The sequence below is a fragment of the Streptomyces sp. NPDC005483 genome, assembly GCF_040606035.1.
GTDB lineage: Bacteria > Actinomycetota > Actinomycetes > Streptomycetales > Streptomycetaceae > Streptomyces.
In genome coordinates this window covers 407,175-424,898 of the sequence record NZ_JBEXEA010000002.1, presented here as the reverse complement: position 1 = coordinate 424,898, position 17,724 = coordinate 407,175, and the positions used below count along the sequence as shown (strand labels likewise).

Genomic DNA, 17,724 nt, shown 5'->3' with positions numbered 1-17,724 from the left:
ACGCCATGACACGCCCCACCCCCGCCACGCACACCCAGCTGGACCAGCTGCTCACCGGACTCGTGGAGCGGGTCGCCGACGTGACGCAGGCTGTCGTGCTCTCGGAGGACGGGCTGGTCGTCAGCAAGTCCACCGGGTTCCTGCGCGACGACGCCGAGCGGCTGGCGGCGACCGCGTCCGGCCTGATGAGCCTGAGCAAGGGCGTCAGCATGGACTTCCGGGGCGGCCCGGTGCGCCAGGCGCTCATCGAGATGGCCAACAGTTTCCTGATCCTCACCTCCGCGGGACCCGGCGCTCACCTCGTCGTCCTCACCGGGCCGAACGCCGACGTCGGTGTCGTGGCGTACCAGATGAACATGCTGGTGAAGAAGATCGGCGAGCACCTCAGCGCGGCGCCACGGGCCGGCATCGGCCCCACCGGCGGGTGAGGTGACCGACAGTGACGCGTCGGGCCGACTGGTGCGACCGTTCGCCCTGACCCGCGGACGGACGCGGCCCAGCCGTGCCGACTTCACCCTCATCACGACGGTGACCGCGGTGGACCCGCCACCGGAAGGGGCCCCGCGCCCGCAGGCCGAGCAGAGCCGCATCCTGCGCCGGTGCGCCCGCCCGGTCGCCGTGGCGGAGCTGGCCGCGCTGCTCGACCTCCCGGTCAGCGTGGTCGTAATCATGCTGTGCGACCTGCTGGAGGCGGGCCTGATCACCGCGCACCCGCCGCGTCCCGTCTCGCCCCGCACCCCGGACCTGGACCTGTTGCAGAAAGTGAGGGAAGGCCTTGGCCGGCTCTGACACGCTCCCCACCGAGACAGCCGGTACTCCCGCCGCACCCGACACCGTCAAGATCCTCATCGCCGGCGGCTTCGGCGTCGGCAAGACCACCATGGTCGGCTCGGTCAGCGAGATCACCCCGCTGCGCACGGAGGAACCCCTCACCGTCGCGGGCCTGGGCGTCGACGACCTCGCCGGGATCGAGGAGAAGCGGGCCACCACCGTGGCCATGGACTTCGGCCGCATCACCATCAGCGACGAACTCGTGCTCTACCTCTTCGGCACCCCGGGCCAGCAGCGGTTCTGGTTCATGTGGAACGACCTCGCCGTCGGCGCCCTGGGCGCGGTCGTCCTCATCGACGTCCGCCGCCCGGAGTCGAGCTTCGCCGCCGTCGACTTCTTCGAACGCCGGCGCATCCCCTTCGTCGTCGCCGTGAACGGCTTCGACGGGCAACACCCTTACCCGGCCGAGGACATCAGGGAGTCCCTGGCCCTCCCGCGGGACGTCCCGGTGGTGCTGTGCGACGCACGGCGACGCGAGTCGTCCCGGGACGTGCTGATCGCCCTCCTGGACCTGCTGATCGCCGCCGCCGTCGATTAGCGGGGCTCACTCGTCCGGTCCGGTCAACTCCTGGTCGGGCGGACCGACCAGTCGGGCCGTCAGGTCCGGTTCGGGCAGCTCGCGGTCGAAGGGGAACATCGGCCGGCGGATACGGTGGTGCCCGAGGCGCGGCAGATCCTGGTCGCCAGCGACTCCTTCCGGAACTGGGCCGGGTTCGCGGTGACGTCCGCGTTCGAGGAGGCGCTCGGGGTGCCCGCGTTCCTGGACAACGACGTCCACGCGTTCCTGCGCGGCGAGGCGTCGGCGGGGGCGGTCGCGGGCGAGCCGCACGTGCTCGGGATGACGCTCGGGACCGGGGTCGGCGGGGCGCTGTGGCTGGACGGCCCGCTGTACGACGGCCCGCACGGCGCGGCGGGCGAGATCGGGCACGTGCCGGGGTTCGGCGACCTGCCGTGCACGTGCGGCGGACGCGGTCATCTGGAGACGCTGGCGTCGGGACGGGCGATCGCGGCCAGGTACGCCGAGCGGACGGGACGTTCCGTGAGCGCCCGCGCGACGGCGGAGGCCGCCGACCCGGACGCGCTCGCCGTGTACGAGGAGGCAGGGGCCGCCGTCGCCCGCGCGCTCCTCGTCACGGCGGGGCTCCTGGACGTCACCACCGTCGTGATCGGCGGGGGCGTCAGCCGCGCCTGGACGCTCCTCGAACCGTCGATCCGGCGCGCCCTGGCCGCCGAACCACCGGTCAGCGGGCACCCGGTGCGGGTAGTCCCCTCGCGGCTCGGCGAGGACGCGGTGGCGGTGGGAGCGGCGGCCCGGGCACGGGCGGAACTCGGGACGTGACCTTCGCGTCCGGGGGCGTGTCCCGGGGAGACTCCCGGGACACGCCCCCGACTCGGTCCGTCCGACGAGAGACGCGTCAGCCGAGCCCGTTCGACTTCAGCCACGCCTTCGCCACGTCCAGCGGGTCCTTGTTCTCCAGCTGGACTTGGGTGTCCATGTCGAGCAGCGCCTTGGTGTCCAGCTTGGCCGAGACCGCGTTCAGCGCGGCCACGCCCTCCTGGGCGAGACCGGACTTGTAGACCAGCGGGGTCACGTTCGCGAAGCCGAAGAGGTTCTTCGGGTCCTGGAGGACGACGAACTTCTCCTTGGTGATGGTCGGGTCGGTCGTGAAGATGTCCGCGGCCTGCACGGTGTTCTTCTTCAGCGCCGCCTGGGTCAGCGGGCCGCCCGCGTCGAGGGCCTTGAAGGACTTGAACTTCAGGCCGTACTGCGACTCGAGACCGAGCAGACCCTGCTGCCGGGTCTGGAACTCCGGCGAACCGCCGATGACCAGGTTCGGGGCGACGGCCTTGAGGTCGGCGAGGGTGGACTCGGTGGTCAGGCTGTACTTCTTCGCGGTGTCCGCGTTGATCGTGACCGAGTCCTTGTTCTCCGCCGGCGCCGAGTCGAGCAGCGTCAGCTTGGAGTCGAGCTTGGCCTTGGTCGCCGCGTCCACGGCCTCCACCGACTCCTGCTTCGCGTCCTTGTCCAGGTAGGCGAGGAGCGAGCCGTTGTACTCGGGCAGGACGGTGATGGAGCCGTTCTTCAGCAGGCCGTAGGTGGTCTCGCGGCTGCCGATGTTGGGCTTGTAGGTGACCTTGACGCCCTTGGCCTTCAGGGCCTCGCCGTAGATGTCGGCGAGCAGGATGCTCTCGGCGAAGTTGTTCGAGCCGACGACGACGGTGTCGCCGCTCGCGGCGGCTCCCGAGTCCTCGTTCAGCGGGTCGGAGTTGTCGTCGGAGGACCCGCATCCCGCCAGCAGGACCGTGGCGGCGGCGAGCGCGACGGCGGCCACGCCGGGGTTCTTCCTGATGGACCTGCGGTGTGCGGCGGTAGAAGTCACGATTCCCGTTCCGGAACTCAGGGGGTGCAAGGTGGGCCGGGGCTTTCGAGAAGGGAAGCCCTTGCACTGATCCAATCCAGCCTGTTCTCGCTCAGTCAAGACCGGCCTGGTCACAATTGGCGTCAACCTGTGGCCGGTTGTGAAGGAAGCGCGAAACCGGCACGCGGGGCTCGGTACGGGTTGTAACGGATTCTTGACTCAGGGCGGCAACAAGCGCTGTCCGAAGAGGCTGTAGTCTCGCCGGAGTTGGCGCCGGTCACACAGGCGTGCAGGAGCCACCCAGGTGTCCCTACGCACCGTCCCGTAGCGATCAGAATCGGTCAGGAGCGCTCTCGCGCGTCGGCCGAGACACCCATGAAGGAGGGCTGGTGTCCACGAACGAGGTGGACGCGTCCACCCGGTCGGCACCGCCGCCGTACCGGGACGGTGTACGCGGCAACCGGAGCCTGCGGGACTTCGCCGAGCGCTGGCCGTTCCGGCGCAAGCTGAACATCCTGGTGGGCGTGCCCCTCGCGGTGGTCGCCGTGCTGCTGGCCTATCTCTTCGCCGACCAGGTCGGCCAGTCCCAGGACGCGTCGGACGCGGCCCAGCTGGTGCGGGACAGCGCCCAGGTGGCCAAGCTGGTCGGGCAGCTGGAGGCCGAGCACCAGCAGGCCGTCCTGCTCTCCGTGCGCCACCAGTCCACCTGGGACGGCCGCACCCCCTCGCAGACCGCCTACCGCGAGGCCCAGACCCGCGTGAACAACCAGGTCGAGAAGGTCCACGCGGTCTTCGGCGACCGGCTGCCCGAGGAGGAGGCCCAGGCCCTTCGCGAGGTCGACGGGCTCGAGGACCTGCGCAACACCATCGAGCGGTCCTACCTCCCCGCCGACAACATCGACCCGGCCTACAGCGACGCCGCCAAGGGCCTGATCGACGGCCTCGGACTCGACCGCGACCCGGCCCTCGCCGCCACCTTCACCGGCAACCTGCTCGACTCGCTGCTGCGCGCCGACGCCGCGCACGGTTCCTTCGAGACCGGCGTGTTCTCCGCGACGACCGGCGACTCCAACGCCCTCATCGAGCTGATCGGCGCGATCGGCTCCTACGACGAGTACACGCACCAGGTCGAGCGCTTCGGCCGGTTCGCCACGGCGCAGCAGACCGAGGAACTCGGCGACATCGAGCACAACACCGCCCAGGCGACGATCGCCCGGCAGTACGCCGAGCTCCAGATCGACCCCGGCGCGCTCCAGGCGGAGACCCCGTCCGAGATCAAGAACGCCTTCCAGACGGCACTCGACTCCTACCCGGACTACCGCGCCCAGGCCCGGACCCGGCTGAAGACCACCACCTCGCTCATCGACCAGATCGCCGACCGCGCCGACACCGCCTCCCGCGACGCGCGCTCGAACGCGGCCTGGCTGCTCGGATCGGCGCTGCTGGGCTTCGTGCTCTGGCTCGCCTTCTCGGTCGCCGTACGACGCTCGGTGGTACGCCCGGTGCAGGCGCTCACCGGTGCCGCCAAGCAGGTCGCCGAGGTGGCGGGCCGTGAGCTCGCCCGCGTGGCCGACGACGACACCGAGGACGACGGTCCGCCGCGGCTCCAGGAGATGCCGGTCACCGCGAAGGACGAGATCGGCGACCTCGCCGACGTGTTCAACCAGGTGCAGACCACGTCGCTCGCGCTCCTCGAACGCCAGGTGCTCAGCCGCCGCAACGTCGCCGAGATGTTCGGCAACGTGGGCCGCCGGGTCAGCAACCTCACCACCCGGCAGCTGGCCCTGATCGACGCGGTCGAGCGCGGCGAGACCGACCCGGCGCTCCTGGAACGCCTCTACAGCATCGACCACATCGCGGTCCGGCTGCGCCGCAACGCCGACAGCCTGATGCTGCTCGCCGGCATCCGCGAGACCGGCCTCGGCTCCGGGCCGCTGGCCCTCACCAACGTCGTCCGCGCCGCGCTCGGCCAGATCGAGGGCTTCCAGCGGGTCTCCCTCCAGGTCGGCACGGAGGTGATGGTCGAGCCGGACATCATCGGCGACCTCACCCTGATGGTGGCCGAACTCGTCGAGAACGCCGTGTCCTTCTCACCCGCCGGCAGCCCCGTCGAGGTGATCGTCAAGGACGGCCGCGAGGGTGCGCTGATCGTGATCTCCGACCACGGTCTCGGCATGAGTGCCGAGCGCCTGGAGGAGGAGAACGCCCGCCTCATCCGCCGCGAACGCCTCGACCTCGTCCCGACGAAGGTGCTCGGCCTGTTCGTGGTCGGCACGCTGGCGCGCCGCTGGGAGGTGAGCGTGGTCCTCTCCCGCACACCGGGGGGCGGTGTGACGGCCGAGGTGACCATCCCCTCCTCCCTCCTGCTGACGATGAGCCCGATGGCGGTCGCCGCCGGCGCGGTGTCGGGTACGGCGGCGGATTCCCGTACGGTCCCGGCGACCGCCACCGCCCCGGCAACGCGCCCGGCACCGGCCTGGGCTTCGGACACCGGCCCGGACCCGGCACCGGCCCCGGATCCGGTCCGCACGACAGGTCCTACGGCCGTACGGCCCGAGTCCGGCCAGGAGGCAGCACCGGACCCGACGACCCGGAGTGCCGCAGCCACCGAGCCCGGCGTCACAGGAACGGCTTCAGGCGACGGCGCTCACGCCCCCCTCCCCCGCCGGGTCCCCCACCGCGACAGCGAACCCTCCTCCCCCACACCCCCGTTCATCCCGAAGGCGCGCACCGGCGAGGACCCCGGGGACGGCGAGGGAGGCGAGGCCGCCCGCCCGCTGCGCCGCCGCGTCCGCGGTGCCACCCTGCGGACCACCGTCGGCGCCGACGCCGTACCGAAGAAGGCACCGCTCCCGCCCGCCGACGCCGAGGCCGTACGCGACGCGCTCGACGAGTTCGAGGCGGCCGTGGAGCGCGCCCACCGGGACAGCGAGACCGGCAGCCACACCAGACCGGCGTTCGCCGACGACAAGGCCGGCGTGGAAACCCGCCAGACCGCATCCAACCCCCCGCACGACCAGAACCACTCCCCGGAAGGAGCGGAGCAGTGAGCACGTCCACAGGTGACACGCCTACGGAAGGCACCACGCCCGCCGACCTGCAGGCCGCCGCAGCCGACTTCACCTGGCTGCTGAACCGTTTCGCGACGGAGACGGCGGGCGTCGTCGACGCCATCGCCGTGTCCTCGGACGGGCTGCTCATCGCCGTGTCGGAGCTGCGCGAGCACGCGGACTCCGAGCGCCTCGCCGCGATCGTCTCCGGCATCACGAGCCTGGCCGCCGGAGCCTCCGGCAACTACGGCCTCGGCGGCCTCAACAAGGTCATCATCGACCTGGAGGGCGGCCATGTGCTGGTCTCCGCGATCGGCAGCGGCGCCGTGCTCGGCGTCGTCACCGACAAGGAGGCCAAGCTCGGCAACATCGCGTACGAGATGACGCTGTTCGCGAACCGCGCCGGTGCCGCGCTCAGCCCCCAGCTCGTACTCGAACTGAAGAACAGCGTCGGCGCCACGTCGAAGCGCTGACCGAGGAGGAAGCGCAGTCATGGCGGACGGCAGCACGCCTCCGAACCCGGAGCCGGGCGGTCCCGCGCCCGCCGTACGGCCGTTCCTCGTCACCGCCGGCCGGGTGGCACCCGATCCGTCCGGCCGGACGATGCCCGTCGAGACCCAGGTGGTGGCCACCGCCGAGGGACTCGCCGTGCTCGACCGGCTCGCCTTCGAACAGCACGACATCGTCGCCGCGTGCCGGATCCCGCAGTCCATCGCGGAGATCGCGGCCCGGCTGCGGCTGCACCTGAACGTGGTCAGGATCCTCGCCGAGGACCTGCGCACGGCCGGTCAGCTGACGGTGCACGTGCCTGACACCGACGTCACCCACGACGCCTCCGTCCTGCGCAGGCTCATCGACGGCCTGCGCGCCATCCCCGACTCCCGAGGGGTACTCCGTGACACCGACTGAACCGGCCACCCGGCCCTCGGCCGCGCCCTCCGCCGCCGTACGACCGCCGCTGCCGGTCAAAATGGTGATCGCGGGCGGCTTCGGGGTGGGCAAGACCACCGCCGTCGGCTCCATCTCCGAGATAGAGCCGCTGACCACCGAGGCCGCCATCACCGAGGTCGCCGCGGGCGTGGACGACCTCAGCCACACCCCGCGCAAGACCACGACGACGGTCGCGATGGACTTCGGCTGCATCACCGTCGACCCGACCCTGAAGCTGTACCTGTTCGGCACGCCGGGCCAGGAGCGGTTCGGGTTCATGTGGGACGACATCGTCGAGGGGGCGCTCGGCGGTCTGGTCATCGTCGACACCCGCCGCCTCGACGACTGCTATGCCGCGGTCGACTATTTCGAGCACAAGCAGATCCCGTTCGCCGTCGCCGTCAACGCCTTCGACGGCAGGGTCGAGCACACCCTGGACGAGGTCCGGTGGGCCCTCGACGTCAACGAGCGGGTTCCGGTGATCGTCTTCGACGCGAGGGAGCGCGGTTCGGTACGGGACGCGCTGCTGGTCGTACTGGAGCAGGCGCTGGCCCGCACCCAGGCGTGACGAGGGCCGGGGGGTGAACTCCCCCGGCCCTGCGCCTAGTTGCTCCTGAGCACCCCGCGCGACACCGTGAGCCGGGTGATCCCCCAGAACACCGCCAGCGTGACGAGCGCCATCAACGCCACCAGCGCGGCCCCGCCCACCACCTTCTCGTAGTTGCGCTGGTAGAGGCCGTCCACGATGTACCGGCCGAGCCCGCCCAGAGAGACGTACGCGGCGATCGTGGCCGTCGACACGATCTGGATGGCCGCCGACCGCAGCCCACCGAGGATCAGCGGAAGGGCGACCGGGAGCTCGACCCGGAAGAGCACCTCCACCTCGTGCATGCCCATGCCCCGGGCCGCGTCCACCGGGGCCGGGTCCACCGACCGCATCGCCTCGTAGGTGGTGACCAGGATCGGCGGTACGGCGAGCACGACCAGCGGAATCATCACGTTGATCAGGCCGAACCCGAGCGAGAGGGTCATCAGCACCAGCAGACCGAAGGTGGGCACGGCCCGCCCGGCGACGGCGATGAAGGCCAGCGCGTTGCCGCCCCGCCCGTAGTGCCCGGTGACGAGCCCCACGGGCAGTCCGATCGCCGCGGCGATGGCGAGCGCCTGCAGCGTGTACTGGACGTGCTCCCCCAGCCTCGTGGGAATGCCGTCGTAGCCCTGCCAGTGCGCGCTGTCGCTGAAGAAGGCGTTGATGAAGTTGAGGATGCTCACCGGGCGGCGACCTCCGGTTCGGGCCGCTGCGCGCGCCGCGCACGCGCGCCGCTCGGCATCCACGGCGTCAGAAGCAGTCGTACGACGACCAGCAGCCCGTCGGCGAGGATCGCGAGGACCGCCATGGTCACCACGGCGTTCACGGCGAGTTCGGGCCGGTTGTAGATGTTGGCGTCGTTGATGAGGTTGCCGAGCGCCCCCTGGTTGCCGATGAGCGCGCCGACGCTGACGAGGGAGATGCTCGACACGGTCGCCACCCGCAGCCCCGCGATGATGGCGGGCACGGCGATCGGCAACTGGACCTGGAGGTAACGGCGTACGGGGCCGAAGCCCATCGCCGTCGCGGCCGCCAGGGTCTCCTGCGGCACCGAGCGGACGCCGTCGACGATCGCCGGGACCAGGATGACGAGCGTGTAGACGGTGAGCGGGATCATCACCGTGAGTTCGGTCTGGCCGGTGTAGTCGATGAGGACCACGAAGAAGGCCAGCGAGGGGATCGCGTACAGCACGGTCGTCACCCACAGCACGGGCGGGTACAGCCACCGGAAGCGCACGCACAGCTGGGACAGCGGCAGGGCGATCAGCAGCCCGGCGAGGACCGGCAGCAGGGCTTCCCTCAGGTGCAGCCCGATCAGCCCGAGCCAGCTGTGCTGGAGGTCGCTCGGAATGTCGAAGAAGCCGTTCATGGACTGACCTTGGAGTCCGTACGGCCCTCGGCGTGTGCCCCGCGGATCGCCTCGCCGATGGCCTGCTGGGAGACCACCCCGGCCACCCGCCCCTCGGCGTCGACGCCGACGGCCCACCCGGTGGGCGAGAGCACGGCACAGTCCAGCGCGGCCCGCAGCGAGTCGGTGCCGGCGACGAACGGCCGCCCGTACGGCAGCAGTCGGGCCGTGTCCACGCTTTTGGCGGTCAGGTCCCGCGGCTCGCTCCAGCCGAGGGGCCTGCCGTCCACGTCCGTGACGAGGAGGTAGGGCGCGTCGGCCGTGCCGCGGGCGGCGATCTGCTCGGCGGTGGCGTCGACGGCGACGACCGGGCCGGTGAGCAGCCGGAGTCCGGCGGAGGTGAAGAAGGAGAGCCGCCTGATGCCGCGGTCGGTGCCGAGGAAGTCCTCGACGAACGCGTCGGCGGGGCTGGAGAGCAGTTCGGCGGGCGGCGCGTACTGGGCGAGTTTGCCGCCGGTGCGCAGCACGGCGACCATCGTGCCGATCTTGACGGCCTCGTCGATGTCATGGGTGACGAAGACGATGGTCTTGCCCAACTCGTCCTGGATGCGCAGGAGTTCTTCCTGGAGCCCCTTGCGGACGATGGGGTCGACGGCCGAGAAGGGCTCGTCCATCAGCAGCACGGGCGGATCGGCGGCGAGCGCCCGCGCCACACCGACGCGCTGCTGTTGTCCGCCGGACAGCTGGTAGGGGTACCGCTTGGCGAGCGAGCCGTCGAGCCCGACCCGCTCCATCAGCTCCCGGGCCCTGGCCCGCGCCTTGTCCTTGCCCCAGCCCAGCATCCGGGGCACGGTGGCGATGTTGTCGACGATCGTGCGGTGCTGGAAGAGCCCGGCGTTCTGGATGACGTACCCCATGGACCGGCGGAGCGTGTTGACCGGCTGCTGCCGGCTGTCCTTGCCGTCGATCAGGATGGTCCCCTCGCTGGGCTCGACCATCCGGTTGATCATGCGCAGGGTCGTCGTCTTGCCGCAGCCCGAGGGACCGACGAGGACCGTGATCGAGCGGTCGGGGATCTCCAGGGAGAGCCGGTCGACCGCCACCGTCCCGTCCGGGTACCGCTTGGTGACTGAATCTATCCGTATCAAAGCGCCGAATACCCTTCGGGTCTGGCAGAAGTCGTCCGTATTCGGCCGGTCCAGCAGGCCGTCCGGCAGAGTCTAGACCGCTTGTGTTGCAGACATTCGAACGGAGTCCAGACCTCCGGTCCTTGGCATGACGGGCGAAACGGCTGTGGGCATCCTGTGAGTTCCCTGATTCTCATCCTTCGTTCAGCGAAGTCACAGGAGTCGCCCAGCACCGGGCTCGACGGTCGTCACAACCACCGCTCGGAGACCTGGAGTACGTGCCATGACGACCCTCGCCCCACCGCCCGCGCCGACCACCCAGGACGGCCGGCACCGGGCCGCGCCGCCCGCCGCGGGCAGCCGGCTGCGCAGACTGTTCACCGGTGCCCCGGAGGACCCACGCTGGGCCCGCCCCGCTCTCTGGGCGGTCCTGGTGCTGGCCACGGTGCTGTACGCCTGGAACCTGTCGTCCCTGACCGGCAACACCTTCTACGACGCGGCCGTCTACTCCGGCACCAAGAGCTGGAAGGCGTTCTTCTTCGGCGCCCTGGACTCCGGCAGCTTCATCACGGTCGACAAACCGCCGTTCGCCCTCTGGGTGATGGGCCTGTCCGCCCGGGCCTTCGGGTACGGCACCTGGCAGTTGACGCTGCCGATGGTCGCGGTCGGCACCGGCTCGGTGGCGCTGCTGTACCGCATGGTCAAGCGGGACTTCGGCGCCGTCGCCGCCACGATCGCGGCGCTCGCGCTCACCCTGACGCCCATCACGGTCGCCATCACCCGGGACACCAACCCCGACCCGGTCCTGGTCTTCCTGATGCTGCTCGGCGCGGCCGCGCTGATGAAGGCCGTGCGCACCGGACGGCTGATGCCGCTGGTGTGGTCCGGGGTCGCGATCGGCTTCGCGTTCAACACCAAGATGATGCAGGCGTACGTCGTCCTTCCCGTCTTCTTCCTCGTCCACCTGTGGGCCGCGCAGGGCTCCCTCGGCCGCCGGGTCCGCAACCTCGCCGTCGGCACGGTGGCTCTGGTCGTCTCCAGCGCCTGGTGGATGGTGGTCGTCGACCTCATCCCGGCGTCCTCCCGGCCGTACATCGGCGGCTCCACCGACAACACCGTGTGGGACCTCGTCATCGGCTACAACGGCTTCGGCCGGATCTTCGGGGCCAGTTCCTCGGTGGGCTCGCAGGGCAACGGCGCGAGCTTCGGCGGCGAGGCGGGGCTGTACCGGCTGTTCAACAGCATCATGGGCGGCCAGATCTCCTGGCTGATCCCCTTCGCGCTGATCGCCCTGGTCGGCGGTCTGGTGCTGCGCGGCCGGGCTCCCCGTACGGACGCCAAGCGGGCGGCGCTGCTGCTGTGGGGCGGCTGGTTCGTCCTGCACTACCTGACCTTCGCGCTCGCCGAGGGCACCTTCCACCCGTACTACGTCACCGCCATGGCACCCGGCGTCGCGGCCCTGGCCGGTATCGGCGGCGTGATGCTCTACAAGGCCTTCCGTGAGGGTGCGGCGGCGAAGTGGAGCTGGGTGCTGCCGGCGGCCCTCGCGGTCAGCACGGTGTGGGCGGTCGTCCTGTTCCAGCGGGTCTCCGGCTCCGGGACGCTGTACACGGTCGCCGAGGTGGTGGCCGGTGCCGCGGGTGCGGTCGCGGTGATCGGGCTGCTGCTCGGCCGGTTCACCGCGCGGCAGCGGCTGACGGGCGTCGCCGCACTGGCCGCGGTCGTCGCTCTGCTCGCCGGTCCCGCCGCGTACTCGGTGTCGGCGGCCACGTCCAGCACCAACGGCACCAACCCGACGGCCGGTCCGAGCACGGGTGGCATGAGCGGCGGCCAGCGCCCCGGTGGGAGCGGCGGCCCGGGCGGCGGCTCCACCGGCTCCGGCGACCAGTCCATGGACCGGCCCCCGACCGGCACGGGAAGCACGGGCACGGGAAGCACCAGCCAGTCCCCGTCCGGTCGTACCGCCGGAGGTATGGGCGACACCCAGGTCTCCTCCGCGATGATCTCGTACCTGAAGAAGAACCAGGACGGCGCCACCTGGCTGGTCGCGGTCGCCACCGACCAGACCGCCTCCTCGCTCATCCTGGACTCCGGTGAGCCGGTGATCTCCATGGGCGGCTGGTCCGGCTCCGACAATGCCATGACCCTCGCCAAGCTCAAGAGCCTCGTGAAGTCCGGCGAGCTGCACTACATCGTCATCAGCAGCGGCGGCGGCCAGTCCACGAACTCCGAGATCTCCACCTGGGTCAAGAAGAACGGCACGGCGGTGAGCGCCTACAGCGGGCTGTACCGCCTGGACGCCTCCGACGTCGGCTGACGCCCACGCAGCACAGAGGGCGGGCCGCCGGTGAACAACCGGCGGCCCGCCCTCGTCGGTGTCCGTTCAGGCGGCCGCGGGAAAGTCGGGCGTACGCAGCACCCGTCGCTCCGCGTCCACCGCGAAGACCTCGCAGCGCTCCAGGGAGGCCGCCCAGTCGACGCCCTCGGGACCCATGGCGAAGGCCGCCGTGGCGACCGAGTCGGCCTCGGTGAGCGTCGGCGCCACGACGGTCAGGCTCAGCAGCCCGGTCGCCGCGAGCCCGGTCCGGCCGTCGATGATGTGGTCGCCCCGCTCATAACGCGCGGACGTCGCGACCGCCCCGCTGTCCAGCGAGAGAACCGTGCACAGCTTGTCGGCGTGTTCGGGGTGGCGTACGCCCACCCGCCAGGGGCCGCCCGCGGCGACCACGTCACCGCCGGCGTTGAGGACGAACCGGGTCGCGCCGGCCGCTGTCAGCAGCTCCGCCGCCCGCTGCACCGACCAGCCCTTGACCACCGCGCAGGGGTCGAGACGGCGGCCGGGCAGGCGTACGTCGAAGGCGCCCCCGGTGGCGACCCGGTAGTGCTCGCACAGGTCGAGGATCTCGCGCAGGTCCGCGCTGAGGTCGGCCGCGGACAGCTCGCCGCGGTCGTACCGTGACACCTCGCTGTCCTCCTTGAACGGGCTGAACCGGGCGTCCACCTCGCGCAGCCACGCGAAGACCGCGTCCGTCGCGGAGTCGGGGACGTGCTCGTCGTCGACCCGGAGCGAGACCGGGAAGCCCATGACGTGTTCGACGCGGTGCATCAGACCATCATGCCTTCGCGTCTATCGCGGCCTGGAGGGACTCCTTGTAGCCCCCGCTGGTGATGGTGGCGCCGGACACGGTGTCGATGTCCGCGCTCTGGGCCTCAAGCGTCTCCGCGACCAGCTTCGGTACGGCCGCGGTGGTCTGCGGGTGATCGGGCTGCTGGAGCATCTTCACGGCGCTGATCTTGTCGCCCTCGAAGGTCACCTGGACCTGGACGGTGCCCTTCTCGGTGTCGACCGCGGTGCCGTCCACGGTCTGCGAGGAAGCCGGGGACTGGGAGGGGGACGACGAGGCCGCCGACGCCGTCTTCGCGTTGTCGTCGATCGTGGCCTGGAGGGACTTCTTGTAGGCCTCGCTGGTGATGGTCGCGCCGGACACGGTGTCGATGTCCGCGCTCTGCGCCTCCAGTGTCTCCGCTATCAGTTTCGGCACGGCCGCGGTGGTCTGCGGGTGGTCCGGCTGCTGGAGCATCTTCACGGCGGTGATCTTCGTGCCGTCGAAGGTGACCTGGAGCTGGACCGGGCCCTTCTCGGTGCTGATCGTCGAGCTCGTCACGACGTTCGTACCGGAGGAACCCGAGGACGAGGAAGAGGAAGAGGAAGAGGGCGCCGGCGTGGTGGCCTGGACGGAGGAGGAGCCGGCCGAGGGCTGGTACAGCCACACGGGGACCAGGCCCGCGATGCTCAGGACGACGACAGGGATGGCTCGTTTCACGGTCAGTTCCTCATCCCGCCAGGCTGAAGCGCTCGAAGTGGATCTGCGGCTTGGGCACGTCCAGTTCGCGCAGGCTGCCCAGGACCGCGTTCATCATCGGGGGCGGTCCGCACAGGAAGACGTCCCGGTGGGCTATGTCGGGCACCAGACGCGCCAGCTCGCTCGCCGCCAGCTTGTCGGGCACCGGCGGTCCGGTGACCAGGTGGAGTTCGGCACCCTTGGCGTCCGCGAGGTCGCGCAGCTCGTCGTAGAGGACGGCGTCGCGGTCGGAGCCGACCCGGTAGATGACGACGGCGTGGCCCTGCACCTCCTCCAGGAGGGCCCGGATGGGGGTGACGCCGACGCCGCCGGCGATGAGCACGGACTCGGGCCGGGTGCGGTGCAGGGCGGTGAAGGCGCCGTAGGGGCCCTCGGCGAAGACGCGGGTGCCGACCTTGACGTGCCGGAGGGCGGCGCTGCCCTCGCCGGCGGCCTTGGCGGTCAGGCGCAGCGTCCTGCCGTCGGGGGCGGCGGAGAGGGAGAAGGGGTTGGCCTGCCACCAGCGGTCGGCGGTCAGGAAGCGCCACAGGAAGAACTGACCGGCGCGGGCGGGCAGTTGGTCGAGGTCCTTGCCGCTGATGTAGATCGAGACGACGTTGTCGTTCTCGGGCACGACGGCCGTGACCCGGAACTGGTGGCGCCAGTTCCGCCACAGCGGGAGCACCGCGCGGCCCAGGACGACCGAGCCGAGGGCCACGCCCCAGACGCCGTACCAGTACGCGGTGGCGGCGGACGAGGACGTGAAGGTGGTGCCGACGGAGACCTGGTGGGTGAAGGCCAGCACCACGGCGACGTACGTGTACAGGTGGATGAAGTGCCAGGTCTCGTAGGCGAGGCGGCGCCGGGCGTAGCGGGCCGAGACCGCGCCGACCGTGAGGATCAGGAAGAACGCGACGACCGCGCGGAGCACGCCCTCGGTGGTCTCGGCGAGGTCGACGACCTCACCGACGGGGCCGACGTCCGTCCCCTGGGCGTAGCCGAAGGAGATGAAGACGACGTGCGCGAGGAGCGTCCACAGGATGCCGAAGCCGGTCCAGCGGTGCCAGGAGGTCAGCCGGTCCATGCCGATGCGGCGGTCGAGCCAGGGCAGGCGGGCCACCAGGACCAGCTGGAAGGCCATGATGAGCGCGGCGTACAGGCCGGTGAGGCGGCCGAGCACGATGAGCGCGTTGGAGGCGAAGCCCGCCTGGGCGAAGAAGAAGGCGACCACGGCCGCGTTGGCGGCCAGCACGGCGTAGAGCCCGGTGCGGGCCACCACCCTGGGGCGTTTGATCGCCGTGGGGGGCGCAGGGGGCGATTGGACGGTCGTCACGGGTCGTAGCTCCTTGGTCGGGGCCTCTGGATAACCGGGTGGACAACCGAGCTTCTCCGGCGGGAGCTGTCGATCAGCTGTCGTACAACTTTCAAGAGCTTATCGATGTGCCCGCGGGCCCCACCCCGCTCTGGCTTTCCGGCCGCTGTGAAGCACTATGAGCGGGTGGAAAAAGTACGACTCCTCGTCGTGGACGACGACCCGCCGATCGCCGATCTCGTGGCGACGGTCGCCCGCTACGAGGGCTGGGAGGCGGTCACCGCCAACTCCGGTGAGGAGGCGCTCAGCCGCGCCGTGGAGTTCCGGCCGGACATCGTGGTGCTCGACCTGATGCTGCCCGACCTCGACGGCTTCGGTGTCCTGGACCGGCTGCGGCGCTCGGGCACGATGGTGCCCGTGGTGTTCCTCACCGCCCGGGACGCGGTCGCCGACCGGGTGGCGGGGCTGACCCGGGGCGGGGACGACTACCTGGTCAAGCCGTTCGCGGTGGAGGAGCTGATGGCCCGGCTGCGGACCGTGCTGCGGCGCAGCACCGGGCCCGGTTTCCAGCGCTCGGTGCTCCGGGTCGCGGACCTCACGATGGACGAGGACACCCGCGAGGTGCGGCGCGGCGACAAGCTGCTCACGCTCACCCCGACCGAGTACGAGGTCCTCCGGTACCTGATGCGCAAGTCGCCGACCGTGCTCACCAAGGCGCAGATCCTCGACCACGTGTGGGAGTACGGCTTCGGCGGCCGCTCCAACGTCGTCGAGCTGGTCGTCAGCCGGCTGCGCCGCAAGCTGGACGACACGGGCGAGCCGCTGATCCACACCGTGCGGGGCTTCGGGTACGTGGTCCGGCAGGCGGCCGAATGAGGTCGTTCTTCGCCCGGGTGCGGTCGGCGTACCGGAGGATGCGGCTCGGTACCCGTCTCGCGCTGGGCCTCGGGGCGCTGGCCCTGGTGGTGTTCGCGGTCGTGGGCACCGCGCTGACCACGTACATGCGGGACTATCTGTCGGCCCAGCTGGACACGCAGCTGGCGCAGGCCCAGATCGCCCAGTCCAAGAGCATCGCCGACTACGGCACGCTCTCCGGCAAGAAGTACTACAGCTGGTTCTACGCCGTGTACGACGTCTCCGACGGCACCCCCCGGCTCCGCAAGCCCGAGGATCCCGGCGACCTGCCGGCGGACGTCGGTGACTTCACCGCTCTCGCCGGGGCGCAGAGCGCCGCGCACACCGAGATCCTGAGCACCGCGCACCTCGGCGGCGCCGGCGACTACCGGCTGCGCGCGTGCGAGGTCGAGCCGGGGGTGGTCCTGGTCAGCGCCGCGCCGCTGGCGGACATCGACGACACCGTGCGGCGGCTGATAACCGTCCAGGTGATCGCGTTCGGGCTGGCCCTGCTGGCGCTCGTCGTGGTCGGCCGCAAGCTGCTGCGGCGCGGTCTGAAGCCGCTGAGCGACATGGCGCACACCGCGCACGGCATCGCCCTGCACGACCTCAGCGAGACGGCGTCCCGGCTGCCGCTGCGCGCCGACAAACGGGGCGGCGGTCCGGAGGTCGAGGAGCTGCGGACGGCTTTCAACACCATGCTGGAGCACATCGACGACTCGCTCGCGGTCCGCGCGGAGGCCGAGCAGCGGCTGCGCCGGTTCGTCGCGGACGCCTCGCACGAGCTGCGCACGCCCCTGATGTCGGTACGGGGCTACGCGGACCTCTTCCAGTACGCGGCCGCCAACGCCCCCGAGGAGCGCGACAAGCACCTCGCCCGGCTGCGCGCCGAGGCCGCCCGGATGGGCTTCCTCCTGGACGACCTGCTGCTGCTCGCCCGACTGGACGCGGCGGAGGTGGAGACCCCGCTCCGGCCCGCCGAGGTGGATCTGGTGGAGCTGGTGGAGCACGCGGCCGACGCCTTTCGCGCGAGCCACCCGGACCATCCGCTGTCGTTCGAGGAGGGCCCACAGGCACTGAAGCTGCGCCTCGACCCGCAGCGCGTGCGCCAGGTCCTCGACAACCTCCTCACCAACGCGGCCGTGCACACCCCGGCGGGCACCGAGGTGTCGGTCGGGGTGCGGGTCCGGGACGGACACGCCCAGGTGCGGATCGCGGACGCGGGCCCCGGTGTCCCAGCCGCCGACCAGGAGCGGGTCTTCGACCGCTTCTACCGCGTCGACAAGGCCCGCAGCCGGGACCGGGGCGGCAGCGGCCTGGGCCTCGCGGTGGCGAGCTCCCTGGTCCGGGCGCACGGCGGCACGATCGGGCTTTCCAGCGAGCCCGGCTCGACGGTCTTCACGGTGTCGCTGCCGCTGAGTCTTACGAAGCCGTGACGTGC

17 protein-coding genes and 1 pseudogene are annotated in these 17,724 nt (G+C 71.1%); 11 read left to right on the top strand and 7 right to left on the bottom strand.

Annotation, left to right across the window (positions count from 1 at the left end; genetic code table 11):
* Positions 1 to 5: 5 nt before the first annotated feature.
* From ABZT06_RS05145 to ABZT06_RS05130, 4 genes and pseudogenes are all read left to right on the top strand, one after another.
* Positions 6 to 428, top strand: a complete 423-nt coding sequence (locus tag ABZT06_RS05145) for a roadblock/LC7 domain-containing protein (protein WP_030313681.1) — start codon at positions 6 to 8, stop codon at positions 426 to 428.
* A gap of 1 nt (position 429) precedes the next feature.
* Complete coding sequence (locus tag ABZT06_RS05140) at positions 430 to 789, top strand: DUF742 domain-containing protein (protein WP_355734993.1); 360 nt, start codon at positions 430 to 432, stop codon at positions 787 to 789.
* Complete coding sequence (locus ABZT06_RS05135; protein ID WP_355734991.1) at positions 776 to 1,369, top strand: ATP/GTP-binding protein; 594 nt, start codon at positions 776 to 778, stop codon at positions 1,367 to 1,369. Before ABZT06_RS05140 ends, ABZT06_RS05135 begins: the two co-directional genes overlap by 14 nt.
* A gap of 132 nt (positions 1,370 to 1,501) precedes the next feature.
* Positions 1,502 to 2,170, top strand: a pseudogene (locus ABZT06_RS05130) (ROK family protein); the annotation flags it as partial.
* A gap of 76 nt (positions 2,171 to 2,246) precedes the next feature.
* On the opposite strand, the gene ABZT06_RS05125 reads toward ABZT06_RS05130, so the two are convergent.
* Positions 2,247 to 3,212, bottom strand: a complete 966-nt coding sequence (locus ABZT06_RS05125) for an ABC transporter substrate-binding protein (protein ID WP_355734988.1) — start codon at positions 3,210 to 3,212, stop codon at positions 2,247 to 2,249.
* Positions 3,213 to 3,580: 368 nt separating this feature from the next.
* Between ABZT06_RS05125 and ABZT06_RS05120 the strand changes: the two genes are divergently transcribed.
* Genes ABZT06_RS05120 through ABZT06_RS05105 form a run of 4 tightly spaced genes read left to right on the top strand, consistent with a single transcriptional unit; the run spans position 3,581 to position 7,739 of the window.
* On the top strand, positions 3,581 to 6,241 hold the full coding sequence (locus ABZT06_RS05120) for an ATP-binding protein (RefSeq protein WP_355734985.1): 2,661 nt from the start codon (positions 3,581 to 3,583) through the stop codon (positions 6,239 to 6,241).
* Positions 6,238 to 6,714, top strand: coding sequence for a roadblock/LC7 domain-containing protein (locus ABZT06_RS05115; protein ID WP_123992249.1), 477 nt, complete (start codon positions 6,238 to 6,240; stop codon positions 6,712 to 6,714). The genes ABZT06_RS05120 and ABZT06_RS05115 overlap by 4 nt, the downstream gene beginning before the upstream one ends.
* Before the next feature lie 19 nt (positions 6,715 to 6,733).
* The gene (locus ABZT06_RS05110; RefSeq protein ID WP_355734981.1) at positions 6,734 to 7,150 is read left to right on the top strand and encodes a DUF742 domain-containing protein; all 417 of its coding nucleotides are present in this window, start codon (positions 6,734 to 6,736) and stop codon (positions 7,148 to 7,150) included.
* Entirely contained in the window at positions 7,137 to 7,739 is a 603-nt protein-coding gene (locus ABZT06_RS05105; RefSeq protein ID WP_355734978.1) for an ATP/GTP-binding protein, read from the top strand. Before ABZT06_RS05110 ends, ABZT06_RS05105 begins: the two co-directional genes overlap by 14 nt.
* A gap of 35 nt (positions 7,740 to 7,774) precedes the next feature.
* Here ABZT06_RS05105 and ABZT06_RS05100 read toward each other — a convergent pair whose 3' ends face one another.
* From ABZT06_RS05100 to ABZT06_RS05090, 3 genes are read right to left on the bottom strand one after another with little or no spacing between them, the layout of a single operon-like run.
* Positions 7,775 to 8,443, bottom strand: coding sequence for an ABC transporter permease (locus tag ABZT06_RS05100; RefSeq protein ID WP_355734975.1), 669 nt, complete (start codon positions 8,441 to 8,443; stop codon positions 7,775 to 7,777).
* Complete coding sequence (locus ABZT06_RS05095; RefSeq protein WP_355734972.1) at positions 8,440 to 9,129, bottom strand: ABC transporter permease subunit; 690 nt, start codon at positions 9,127 to 9,129, stop codon at positions 8,440 to 8,442. Before ABZT06_RS05095 ends, ABZT06_RS05100 begins: the two co-directional genes overlap by 4 nt.
* Positions 9,126 to 10,256 (bottom strand): ABC transporter ATP-binding protein, encoded by a 1,131-nt coding sequence (locus ABZT06_RS05090; RefSeq protein ID WP_355734969.1) that lies wholly within the window; start codon positions 10,254 to 10,256, stop codon positions 9,126 to 9,128. The genes ABZT06_RS05095 and ABZT06_RS05090 overlap by 4 nt, the downstream gene beginning before the upstream one ends.
* Before the next feature lie 262 nt (positions 10,257 to 10,518).
* Between ABZT06_RS05090 and ABZT06_RS05085 the strand changes: the two genes are divergently transcribed.
* Positions 10,519 to 12,552: a glycosyltransferase family 39 protein gene (locus tag ABZT06_RS05085; protein ID WP_355734966.1), complete on the top strand. Its 2,034-nt coding sequence runs from the start codon at positions 10,519 to 10,521 to the stop codon at positions 12,550 to 12,552.
* 66 nt (positions 12,553 to 12,618) lie between these two features.
* Here ABZT06_RS05085 and ABZT06_RS05080 read toward each other — a convergent pair whose 3' ends face one another.
* The 3 genes from ABZT06_RS05080 to ABZT06_RS05070 are packed head-to-tail and all read right to left on the bottom strand — an operon-like array spanning position 12,619 to position 15,410.
* Positions 12,619 to 13,341, bottom strand: a complete 723-nt coding sequence (locus ABZT06_RS05080) for an FAD:protein FMN transferase (RefSeq protein ID WP_355734963.1) — start codon at positions 13,339 to 13,341, stop codon at positions 12,619 to 12,621.
* A 7-nt stretch (positions 13,342 to 13,348) separates the two neighbouring features.
* Entirely contained in the window at positions 13,349 to 14,059 is a 711-nt protein-coding gene (locus ABZT06_RS05075) for an FMN-binding protein (protein ID WP_355734960.1), read from the bottom strand.
* Between the two features lie 10 nt (positions 14,060 to 14,069).
* The gene (locus ABZT06_RS05070; RefSeq protein WP_355734958.1) at positions 14,070 to 15,410 is read right to left on the bottom strand and encodes a ferredoxin reductase family protein; all 1,341 of its coding nucleotides are present in this window, start codon (positions 15,408 to 15,410) and stop codon (positions 14,070 to 14,072) included.
* Between the two features lie 165 nt (positions 15,411 to 15,575).
* Between ABZT06_RS05070 and ABZT06_RS05065 the strand changes: the two genes are divergently transcribed.
* Entirely contained in the window at positions 15,576 to 16,265 is a 690-nt protein-coding gene (locus ABZT06_RS05065) for a response regulator transcription factor (protein WP_355734955.1), read from the top strand.
* Entirely contained in the window at positions 16,262 to 17,719 is a 1,458-nt protein-coding gene (locus ABZT06_RS05060) for a HAMP domain-containing sensor histidine kinase (RefSeq protein ID WP_355734952.1), read from the top strand. The genes ABZT06_RS05065 and ABZT06_RS05060 overlap by 4 nt, the downstream gene beginning before the upstream one ends.
* Positions 17,720 to 17,724: the final 5 nt, after the last annotated feature.